At 62.0% G+C, this 10,702-nt stretch carries 9 protein-coding genes; 6 read left to right on the forward strand and 3 right to left on the reverse strand.

The window, feature by feature from the left end; translation table 11 throughout:
* Positions 1-943 (reverse strand): hypothetical protein (locus tag VKP01_RS03425; RefSeq protein ID WP_324410288.1); only part of this gene is annotated, 943 nt, incomplete at its 3' end.
* Between the two features lie 74 nt (positions 944-1,017).
* Positions 1,018-2,205 (reverse strand): hypothetical protein, encoded by a 1,188-nt coding sequence (locus tag VKP01_RS03430; protein WP_324410291.1) that lies wholly within the window; start codon positions 2,203-2,205, stop codon positions 1,018-1,020.
* A gap of 644 nt (positions 2,206-2,849) precedes the next feature.
* Here VKP01_RS03430 and VKP01_RS03435 point away from each other — a divergent pair.
* The 5 genes from VKP01_RS03435 (at position 2,850) to VKP01_RS03455 (ending at position 9,028) form a co-directional block, all read left to right on the forward strand.
* Positions 2,850-3,914, forward strand: a complete 1,065-nt coding sequence (locus VKP01_RS03435; protein WP_324410293.1) for a UDP-glucuronic acid decarboxylase family protein — start codon at positions 2,850-2,852, stop codon at positions 3,912-3,914.
* 45 nt (positions 3,915-3,959) lie between these two features.
* Positions 3,960-5,411: a UDP-glucose/GDP-mannose dehydrogenase family protein gene (locus tag VKP01_RS03440; protein WP_324410295.1), complete on the forward strand. Its 1,452-nt coding sequence runs from the start codon at positions 3,960-3,962 to the stop codon at positions 5,409-5,411.
* Positions 5,412-5,474: 63 nt separating this feature from the next.
* Entirely contained in the window at positions 5,475-7,358 is a 1,884-nt protein-coding gene (locus VKP01_RS03445; protein ID WP_324410297.1) for a glycosyltransferase, read from the forward strand.
* 184 nt (positions 7,359-7,542) lie between these two features.
* On the forward strand, positions 7,543-8,472 hold the full coding sequence (locus VKP01_RS03450; RefSeq protein WP_324410299.1) for a glycosyl hydrolase family 5: 930 nt from the start codon (positions 7,543-7,545) through the stop codon (positions 8,470-8,472).
* 10 nt (positions 8,473-8,482) lie between these two features.
* Complete coding sequence (locus tag VKP01_RS03455) at positions 8,483-9,028, forward strand: DUF995 domain-containing protein (RefSeq protein WP_324410301.1); 546 nt, start codon at positions 8,483-8,485, stop codon at positions 9,026-9,028.
* Between the two features lie 42 nt (positions 9,029-9,070).
* Here the strand turns inward: VKP01_RS03455 and VKP01_RS03460 are convergent, their stop codons facing one another.
* Positions 9,071-10,027 carry a beta-mannosidase gene (locus tag VKP01_RS03460; RefSeq protein WP_324410303.1) on the reverse strand — a complete coding sequence of 319 codons (957 nt, stop codon included), beginning with the start codon at positions 10,025-10,027 and terminating at the stop codon, positions 9,071-9,073.
* A gap of 206 nt (positions 10,028-10,233) precedes the next feature.
* Between VKP01_RS03460 and VKP01_RS03465 the strand changes: the two genes are divergently transcribed.
* On the forward strand, positions 10,234-10,702 hold a 469-nt coding region (locus tag VKP01_RS03465), incomplete at its 3' end, for an NAD-dependent epimerase/dehydratase family protein (RefSeq protein ID WP_324410305.1).

A 10,702-nucleotide genomic window follows, 5' to 3' on the forward strand; every position in this document is an offset into this window, starting at 1 on the left:
CATCGCGCTGGAAGACATCGCCCATCACGGTGAGCGTGCGCGCGGGGATGAGTGCATCGATCAACGCGGCCTCGTTGACGAGCACGTTGCCGCCGCTTGCTGCCGCCGTGCCGAATGCGTCAGGGGCCGGACGTGCCATCAACTGGATTTCAGCGCCGGTCTCGGCGTCCGGATCAAGCGCCCCGGAGAGCGAAAGCGTGGTCAGCGGCGATTCCGGCGCGTCATCGGCCTCGATGCGCGCGCCGTCGAGAAAGACGCCGTCGCGCGGGGCAGTTGCGCCGGCGGGTTCGTCTGTCCCAGCCTCGCTCTGCGCGGCGAAAGCCGCCTGCGCCTCCGCAACGAGGAAGTCGGGAAGGGATAGGCCCTGCCCCGGCAGATCGCTCGCCCAGACGGGCATCGCGTCGCGCGCATCGCCCATCATCTCCGTGAGCACGACCGCGCTCTCCTGAGCGATGCGCGTGTCAGTCAGGAGATCGATGGCGAGCAGCGTGTCGATATCGGTGAGCGCATTCGATTGCGCGAGTTCGACGAGACGGCTGTCGCCGCCAGAGCCGAAGCTGATCTTGTAGAGCGGGCCGGTTTCGCGGCTCATCAGCATCAGCGCCCCGGTCGCAATGCCCTGCGCGCTCATCACGAACGGCATCAGCGGACCGAAGAAGGCGGGTAACGGCAGAAAGGAGGCGAAGTCGCGTCCTTCGAACCATTCACTCATGAAAGGCGCGCCGGGGCCGGCCTGGAAAAGGTTGATGCGGATCGCCGCGAGATCGTCAGCGGGATCGCCCGCAGGCGCCTCGATCCATTCCGCCGGGTCCTCGTCGAAAACGAGTGCCGGCGGCTGTGGCGTCTCGCCCGCGAAATCCGGACGCTCGGCATTGATGGTCTTGAAGATCTGCAGATAGCCTGCGAAATGCCAGATGAGTTCGGTGGTGACGATCATGCTCATGGCGGCCTCCCGGTCCGGGACGCATCCCCGCACGCGCGGCGCGCGCGAGGATGCAGATCAGTATCCGGCGCGGATCACGCAGCCAGATCGTCGCCGGCGGTCATCGAGGAATTGCCGCCCACGACCGAGGCATCCAGAGAGTTGAACTGGATGTTGTTGCCCATCGCGATGGAGAGGTTGAAGGCCTCCTGGCCGACCATGGCATCGGCATCGCCGACGGCCTGGAAGGCCATGTCCTCGGCGGAATCGACCCCGAAGCCGTCTTTGGCATAGATGCCCGTCGCCTCGCCGCCATTGGCGTGAGCGTGCTGGCCCCATTCGCTGTTGCTGTGCAATGTCGGATGATGGAGCGTATCGTTGTCCATGATCTCGCTGATCTGGTTTGCAGAGAAAGCGAGATTCATGCCGTCGCCCTTCAGCGCATCCTTGATGGCGCTGATCGCGTCGAAGGTCGATCCCTCCACCGCGATCATGCCGTCGACCGAGCTGTCCGTCGATTCATTCAGGCTGTCGCTGATCCCGACATCAATGCCGACATCGGTATTAAACGCGTCTTCGGCATTGTTGGACTGGTCGATCTCGTTGAACGAATTGTTCGCCGTGCTCGACTTGTCGTTCCCCATATCCTCCATCGAAACATCGACGGAATTATCCGACTGGTCGTTAAAGGAGTCCGTCACGCTCTTGTCGTTCTGGGCATCCTGCAACACGGTACTCGTGCTGTTGTCGGAATTGTCATTGAAGGAATCATCCAGATCCGTCGTGGTGCTGTTGTCGGATTCGTCGTTGAACGAGTCATCGACCGAGTTGTCTTCCGTGGAGGCGTCGGTGCTATTGAACGAGTCATCGATATCCTCATGATCGAGCTCGAACCCGAGAGCAAAATACTGCGAATTGTCGGCATTGTTCGTGTTATCGGAATTATCCGAATTGTCCATCGCGGTATATTGCGAGTTATCGGAGTTATTGGTGTTGTCAGAGTTGTCCGAATTATCCGTGGCATTGAAGGAGCCATTCGCATTATTCGTCGTCGACTGATCGTTCAGGCTATCGTCGATATCGACATCGAGATCAGCGCTTTGCGACTGATCGACGTTCTGGGTCTGATCGATATCCGTGTCCGTCGAGTTATCGTTGAAACTGTCGTTATAATACTCGTTTTCGGACTGGTTGTCGTACGCGTTGTTCGCGTTGGTCGCATTGAAGGAATCCTCAGCGCTCGCGTTGAAGGAGTCGTCAATGCCGTGCGGATGATTGCTCATGACGTTCATTCCCTTTCGGTTATGCTCACGTCAGCCCAAGGAGCCGGGTTGCACGAACGCGTGGCGTCCGCACAAGAAGACATGAGACCGTTGCTGCGAATAAGCCGGACCAGGACCGGGGGTGGCGCCCGGTACCTGGTCCGGCAGTGACCGGCGAACACGCAAGCTCGTTCGAACACCGAAAGCATTCGGCGACCGAGGGGGCGGTGAGCCCGCATATCGCTTGGGTGGTCACTGATGCATCCAGTCTTCCCGAGCTGAATGCAGGTAAAGTGTCTGGTGAATGAGGTTAACGATCAATACACCGAATCCGGTAGCATCTGCTTCAGATCAAAGTCGAATCATAAGTACGTATTTTTACAAATTTCCTTTATAATTGCTGATTCCTCAATCGAATCAGTGCCTGTTGGCGTTTTCCAGATATCAGAACCAACGAATACGTATCTTTCTGCAATCGATATCAGGCGGAAGTCTAGGTGTTTGTACGTTGCAATCCGGCGCCTCGGCGCCGCGCACGCGTAAAACCGCGCACACCGATTCTGGTAGATTGTTAAAATTTCGTTACCCCCGCAGGCTCAATCCACGAAAACAGAGGCGAAAGAGGCGTTTATTCGCCTGCAAATGCCTGATCGTGGAGGCTGGATATGGCGTCGATAAGCAAGAACGGCATTGATCTGCGCGCAGGCGGCAAGCGTGGGGCGCGACGCATTCTGGTGACGGGCGGGGCCGGATTTCTCGGCTCGCATCTGTGTGATCTTCTGCTGGCACAGGATCACGAAGTCATCAGCCTGGACAATTACTTCACCGGCTCTGCCCGCAATCTCGAGCTGTCGAGCGAGAGCCCGCGCTTCCGCGCCATCGCGCATGACATCACCGTACCGATCCCGGAGGAGTTGCCGCGCTTCGACGAGATCTACAACCTCGCCTGCCCGGCTTCGCCGGTTCATTACCAGATGGACCCGCTGAAGACGGCGCTGACCTCCGCCGGCGGAGTCTGGAACGTGATGGCGCGGGCACGGCGCGACAATGCAGGGATCTTCCACGCCTCCACATCCGAGGTGTATGGCGATCCTACCGTGCACCCCCAGTCGGAGGGCTACCACGGCAACGTCAATCCCATCGGTCCGCGTGCCTGTTACGACGAGGGCAAGCGGTTCGCCGAGACGATCCTGAGCGATTTCACCCGCTCCACCGGTCTGCCGGTGCGGATCGCGCGCATCTTCAACACCTATGGTCCGCGCATGCACCCGGAGGATGGGCGTGTCGTCTCCAACTTCATTGTCCAGGCCCTGCTGGGGCGCGATCTGACGATCTATGGCTCGGGTCGGCAGACGCGCTCCTTCTGCTTCATGGATGATCTCATCGCCGGTTTCGATGCGCTGATGCACGCGCCCGGGGCCACGGCGGAACCGGTCAATCTCGGCAACCCGCACGAAGTCACCGTGCTCGAGCTCGCCGAGATGGTGCTCGACATGGTAGGCGGGCGATCGCGCATCCTGCGCCTGCCACTGCCCGTCGATGATCCGCAGCGCCGCCGGCCCGATATCAGCCGCGCGAAAAACATCCTCGGCTGGAAGCCGCGCGTGCCTCTCGATGAGGGGCTCGCCGCGACCATCCGTTATTTCGATCGCCGCCTCGCAGAGGAACAGGCACGCCCGCGCAAACGTGTCGCTGCGGCGGTCGCACCACCCTTCGCAGCCGTCATCTGACGCACAGCATGGCTGCAACCTGAGCGTAATCCGGGGGAGAGTATCATGAAAATTACCATTCTCGGTGCCGGCTATGTCGGCCTCGTCAGCGGGGCATGCCTTGCGGATCTTGGGCACCACGTCACCTGTATCGATCCGAACGAGACCCGCATCGCCGCCTTGCACCGGGGAGAGGTCCCGATTTACGAGCCCGGTCTCGCGGCCATCGTCGCACGCACGGTCTCGAACGGCCATCTGCGCTTCGACACCGATCCCGCCCACGCACTTGCGAGCGCGGAAACGGCTTTCATCTGTGTCGGCACGCCGCCGCGACCGGAGGACGGAGAAGCCGATCTCGGGTTCGTTTTCGCGTCGGCCCGCGACATCGCCCGCTATGCGCGCGACGAGATCATTGTCGTGATGAAATCGACCGTTCCCGTCGGCACCGGCGACATGATCGAGGGTCTGATCCGGCGCATGCGCCCGCAACTCGAATTCGGCGTGGTTTCCAATCCGGAATTCCTCAAGGAAGGCGCGGCGATCGCGGATTTCATGGAGCCCGACCGCATCGTCATCGGCGCCCAGACAGCCCGTGCCGGCAATATCGTCGCTTCGATCTACGCCCCGCTGACGCAACAAGGCGCGAGGATTCTGCGCACCCGACGCCGCTCGGCGGAGGCGATCAAATACGCCGCCAATGCCTTCCTCGCGATCAAGCTCTCCTTCATCAACGAGATCGCCGATTTCTGCGAGGCCTGGGATGCTGATATCGGCGATGTCGCCACCGGAATCGGCCTTGACCGCCGTATCGGTACCGAGTTCCTCGAGGCCGGCCCCGGATACGGCGGTTCGTGCTTTCCCAAGGATTTGCGCGCGCTGTTGCACAGCGCGCGCGAGCGTGCGACGGGGCTACGCATGGTCGAGACGGCCAGCGCCGTCAACGAGGCACGCAAATGGGCGATGGGGCGCCGCATTCGCGCGGCCATCCGTGGCGATGTCAGTGCATGCCGGATCGCGGTGATGGGTCTCACCTTCAAGGCCGAGACAGATGATATGCGCGAATCCCCGGCGCTCGCCATCATCACGGCCTTGCGGCGCGAAGGCGCGCAGATCCGCGTCCACGACCCGCGCGGCATGGAGGCAGCCCGCGATCTGCTCGAAGGCGTGACCTTCGCCGAAGATCCCGCCGCCTGCCTGCACAATGCCGATATCCTCGTGATCGCCACGGGCTGGCGCGAATACGCGGCGCTCGATCCGCGTGCCGTCGCCGGCCTGATGCGCGGACGCACGATCTTCGATCTGCGCAACATTCTCGCGCCCGGCGCCTGGCGCGCCGCCGGTTTCGATCTGCGCCGCATCGGTGAAGCGCAGCCACCGGCTTCGATCGCCTTCACGGCGGACGAGCCACGCCGCGATCACGCCACACTCGGATCAGTCGCGCGACAGAGCTTTCTTTATCCCGCGCCATCGGTCGGAGAGACCCTCGTCCATCACGCGGCGATGAAACCGGCGGAGTGAATTGGCGAGCAGCCGGCTCCGGGGCGGGGCGAAAGAGGAGAAGCAGGAGAGAGGTGGCGTGTTATGGCGGTATCGGGCATATCAGGTCCATTGCAGGGTGCGAGCCAGCTGCGCTCTCACACTGCGGCTGCAAGCGCAGAAAAGCCATATTTCGTCCCGGTCTTCACCGGCTGGCGCAAGGCGGTCAATGTAGCCGGAATCGCCTTGTGGATCGCCGCTCTGGCATATTTCTGGATCTGGTGGTTTCAGCCGGGCCACATCCATACGCCGGGACGCTGGCTGCTGGTCACCTTCATCCTGGCCTGGATCACGCTGATCCCGTTCTATTACATCGCGTTGTTTGCCCGTGCCCGCCTATGCGTCAGCGATGCCCGCGATCTCCCGGGCGAGCCGCGTACCGCGATGGTGGTGACAAAGGCGCCGTCGGAGCCCTTCGCGATCGTGCGCCGCACGCTCGAGGGCGCGCTCGCCCAGCGCCTTCCCGATCATCGTTTCCATTACGACGTCTGGCTGGCCGACGAGGGTCCCTCGCCTGAAACGCTCGCGTGGTGCGACGCGCATGGCGTCAAGGTCTCCTGCCGGAAGGGCATTGCCGAATACCATCATGCGCAATGGCCGCGGCGCACGCGTTGCAAGGAAGGCAATCTCGCCTATTTCTACGATACTTACGCTTATAATCAATACGACTTCGTCGCCCAGTTCGACGCTGACCACATCCCGCAGCCGGATTACCTGGTCCACGCTCTCGCGCCGTTCACCGATGAGGCGGTCGGTTATGTCTCGGCGCCAAGCATCTGCGATACGAATGCCGGCGCGAGCTGGGCGGCGCGTGGGCGCCTGCATGTCGAGGCGAGCATGCATGGAGCGCTGCAGACCGGCTATAATGACGGCTACGCACCGCTCTGCATCGGCTCGCATTACACCGTGCGCACCGCCGCTTTGCGTGAGATCGGTGGGCTGGGGCCGGAACTGGCGGAGGATCACTCCACCACGCTGATGTTCAACGCCCATGGCTGGCGCGGCGTGCATGCGGTGGATGCCATCGCCAATGGTGCGGGACCGGAGAGCTTCGCCGATCTCGTGATTCAGGAGTTCCAGTGGTCGCGCAGCCTCGTGACCATCCTGCTCGACTGGTCGCCGAGGCTCATTCCCCGCCTCGATGCGCGCCGGCGCTTCCAGTTCGGCTTCTCGCAGCTCTGGTATCCGATGTTCTCGGTAATCATGGGGCTGACGATCTTTCTGCCAATCTTCGCCCTCGTGACCGGCGAGCATTTCGTCAATATCACCTATGTCGATTACTTCCTGCACATGCTGCCGCTGGCGCTGGTGCTCATCATGCTCGCCTTTTGGTGGCGCGCAACGGGGCTGTTTCGTCCCGTGCGGGCGCCGATACTCTCCTGGGAAGGGCTTGCCTTCCTCTTCCTGCGCTGGCCTTGGGCGCTGATGGGATCGCTCGCAGCGTTGCACGATCATCTGCGCGGGCGCCCGGCGGATTTCCGGGTGACACCAAAGGGCTCCGACAACACCGATCATCTGCCCTTGCGGGTGATCATGCCTTATTGCCTCATCGCGCTGGTATCGGGCTGGACGGCCTACGCGGTTACGGATCCGGGCAGTGCGGCGGGATTCTACGTCTTCTCGCTCGTCACCGGCGCGATCTATGCCGGCCTCACCCTGCTCGTGTTGTGGCGCCATGCACGCGAGAACCGCCTGAGCTTTCTGCCCCGCGGCTATGCGGGCGTCGTGCTCGCCACCTGCCTCGTGGCGATGCTGTCGGGCCTCTATGCCGGCGGCCAACGTAACGGCGCGCAGGGCCTGCACGCGATTTCGCTCGGCATCACGGCATTCACGCTGACGGAGATCCGCTTCACGCCGTCTGGCGCCGGGCGGTGGACCGAGCCCAGCATCCACTTCAACCCGCGCTGGCGCGGTTTCGGGGGAGAATAAGCATTCCTACGCAGCAATTGAAAGGAGAATTCAGATGAATACCAACGAAAAATCCGTTAATATATCATCAGGTGGCGCAAAGATCCTGAACAGCCCAGGGGGTATTCAAGGAGAAGGCGCGATGTTTAGCGTATCCAACCCAGTCACCCGCAGGGGAATACTGCGCGGTACCGCAACGGCAGCGATGGCTGCTGCTCTCGCCCCCATGGTGATCGGCACGCACCCGGCCAAGGCGCAACCTGCCACCCTCGCAGGACGCGATCTCTTGCGCGACAAGCGCCCGGTCCTGCATGGAGGTGGCACGCAGTTTGGTGCTTATGATCCCTATGGCGACTTCGCCGAAGACGACAGGCTCGCTACCGAGCACCTGTTCCTGCCATGGGAAGACATCGAACTCGACGGGCTGGGGATCGCGGATGATTATGCGCGCGAGCGCGGGCGCAAGATCCTGATCACCATCGAGCCCTGGTCGTGGGCGCTCGACTGGAACGTCAGCGAAGAGCAGCTGCGCGATCTGGTTCTCGGCGGCTTCCGCGACGAAAACATGCGTTCAATCCTGCGTGCGGTCTCCGGTTTCCGCAGCCCGCTGATCATTCGCTGGGCTCAGGAAATGGAGAGCACAACGGGTCGCTTTTCCTGGCAGAACTGGGCACCGGAGGATTACATTGAAGCCTATCGGCGCATGGCCGGGATCACCCGCGAGATGCTGCCTGACGCGCAGCTGATGTGGTCGCCCAAGGGCGAGCCCGGACTCGACGATTACTACCCTGATGACGATGTCGTCGATATCGTCGGCCTCTCCGTCTTCGGTCTGGAAGAATATGACGAGATCGAATATGGCGGTCCACGTACCTTCGCCGAGAGTCTGCGCCAAGGCTACGATCTGACCGTCGGCTACGGCAAGCCGATCTGGGTCGCGGAACTCGGCTATGAGGGGCAGTTGCCGTACCTCGAATCCTGGGCGGATGATGTCACCCGGTCCTATGACGAATTCGCGGAGCTGCGCGAGGTCATCTACTTCAACGATCAGGAGGTCCATCCCTGGCCTCATGATCTCGGACTGCCGAACTGGCGTGTCATGCGTGACCGCCCGATTTATCCCGTGCGCCGCTGAGGAATGTGTCATGGCTTTGAAACGTATGAAGAATATGGCCTTGCCGACGGCAGCCCTCGCCGTCCTGCTCCTGACCGGATGCCAGGACAGGGGGCCCGGCGCGGTGCAGGGAACCAGCGAAATAGCCCGCGAAGCGATGGCCGCTGAGCCGCTGAGCATCCATTCGATGCAACGGATCTACGGCAACCGCACCTGGATCTGGGATGACGGAGCCGGATTCCTGAACGCCCGCGACCGGACCTTCGTCGCCTGGACAGGAAGCGGAGCGAACGCCTCCTATGCAGACGGCAACTGGTTCATGACACAGACCGGCAATCTGTGCTTTCGCGCGAACTGGGCATCGGTGAGCGGTGACGGTGTCGCCGCAACCTGCTTCGAGCACCGCACCGACGGGACCCGGATCTTCCAGCGCCGGCAACCGGAGGGCGAATGGTATGTCTTCGCCGACAGCCCGATCCGTCCGGGTGACGAGATCAACAAGCTTCGTCCCGGTGATGCGGTGTTCTCGCGTTATGAGCGCAACAAGGCCGAAGTCGCACGGCGGAGTGGTGGTTGACGCTGCACATCCCGCACACCGTTCAGTGGCAACCGACAGGCATCAGCGGGCAGCAAGACGCTGTAGCGCCGATGCCTGGACGGCACGCCACTGATCGGGCGTCACACGCCAGTCCGGCGAACCCAGATCGAAGGGCCAGTAATGCGGTTCCTTGTCGTTGAAATAGACCACTGCGCGCAGGGCGCGGAAGCTCTCGGAGCGGGCCAGCGTCTCGAACAGCGAGCGCAGCCAGTCTTCGCGGTAGTTGTGATCACCGGACACGCCGAGCTCGGCGATGATCACCGGTTTGCCGAAACGCGCCGCGCGATCATACTTTTCGCGGAAGGTCACGGGAAAGTCGCGCACGCCGCCATGGAAGCGCTCGTCATAGCTTTGCAAGCCCCACAGCGAGACGCCCACGAAATCGACATGGGCGGCGCCGGGGTAATAGGCGCCCATATTGCGCTCGCCGATCGGGCTCCAGACATAACGCGTTTCGGGCGCCAGTCGGCGGCACTGATCGACGAAATGGCGGAACGCCGCCTGATAGCCGCGCGCATCCTGGCGTGCCCAGGGATAGCGACCGGTGGGCTTCTCCATCTCGTGCCCCCACCGCACGAGGACACGCCCACCGAAATCGCCGAGCGTGCCGCAGATCGTCGAAATCTCATCACGGAAACCGCCGCGCAGGATATCCTGAAACAGCCTGTCCCCGCCATCGCGCCAGTTCGGCGCCCGCGTAAACGGCTCCACGGTCACCATCATGATGCGCCCGCTCGCCCGCGCCTGATCGAGGCGACGGCGAAAATCACGCAGATCCAGCGCCTGCCAGAAGACGAAAATGTGCTCAATGGCCGGCTCACGCGCAGAGGCGAAGCGGCCATGCGGGTCATAGACGCCGAATGCGACGTGATCGAGGGGCGAGGCTGCGGCGGAGCCGGAATCCTCACCGGGACTGTCGAGAGGCGCGAACATCGCCATCAGGCCAGTGAGCAGAAGACGCGCTGCAAGACTACTCATTCCCATGCGTCGCAAGCATGGCCGGATGAAGTCGGACATGGGGCCACCGTTACCTGTCACCATCAGGTGAGATCTGCCACAAAATCAGCTTATCAACACTGGCAACGAAACCTGAATAAAGTGAAAACTTGCGAGTGTGATATTTATCCACCGATAAGTCGTGCATCGAAACGGCACAGTCACAATCCAGAATATATGGAGCGAACATGAGCACGGTCCTCGTCACCGGTGGTGCCGGCTATATCGGCGCGCAGACTTGCAAGGCCCTGGCGAGTGCCGGCTACCACCCGATCGTCTACGACAATCTCGTTTCGGGCCATCACGCGGCCGTGCGCTGGGGGCCGTTCATCCATGGCGACATCGCGGATCGCGCAGCCCTCGATGCCGCGATCCGGCAATACCGACCACAAGCGGCCATTCATTTCGCCGCGCATGCCTATGTCGGTGAATCCATTGCCGATCCGGGCAAGTATTACCGCAATAATCTGGCCGGTTCCCTGACGCTGCTGGAGGCCCTGCGCGACGGGGGTGTCGGCAAGATCGTTCTGTCGAGCACATGTGCCGTCTACGGTGAGCCGCCGCAGATTCCGATCACCGAGAGCACGCCGACGCGGCCCATCAATCCGTACGGCGCCTCGAAGCTGATGGTCGAGCACATGCTCGCGGATTTCGAGC

It is taken from the genome of Saliniramus sp. (assembly GCF_035311605.1).
Taxonomy (GTDB): Bacteria; Pseudomonadota; Alphaproteobacteria; order Rhizobiales; family Beijerinckiaceae; genus Saliniramus.

Bases quoted from the DNA above. Each gene is read 5' to 3' on its own strand.
- VKP01_RS03430 (WP_324410291.1), bottom strand. From the start codon at position 2,205: ATGAGCAATCATCCGCACGGCATTGACGACTCCTTCAACGCGAGCGCT.
- VKP01_RS03435 (WP_324410293.1), top strand. From the start codon at position 2,850: ATGGCGTCGATAAGCAAGAACGGCATTGATCTGCGCGCAGGCGGCAAG.
- VKP01_RS03440 (WP_324410295.1), top strand. From the start codon at position 3,960: ATGAAAATTACCATTCTCGGTGCCGGCTATGTCGGCCTCGTCAGCGGG.
- VKP01_RS03445 (WP_324410297.1), top strand. From the start codon at position 5,475: ATGGCGGTATCGGGCATATCAGGTCCATTGCAGGGTGCGAGCCAGCTG.
- VKP01_RS03450 (WP_324410299.1), top strand. From the start codon at position 7,543: ATGGCTGCTGCTCTCGCCCCCATGGTGATCGGCACGCACCCGGCCAAG.
- VKP01_RS03455 (WP_324410301.1), top strand. From the start codon at position 8,483: ATGGCTTTGAAACGTATGAAGAATATGGCCTTGCCGACGGCAGCCCTC.
- VKP01_RS03460 (WP_324410303.1), bottom strand. From the start codon at position 10,027: ATGAGTAGTCTTGCAGCGCGTCTTCTGCTCACTGGCCTGATGGCGATG.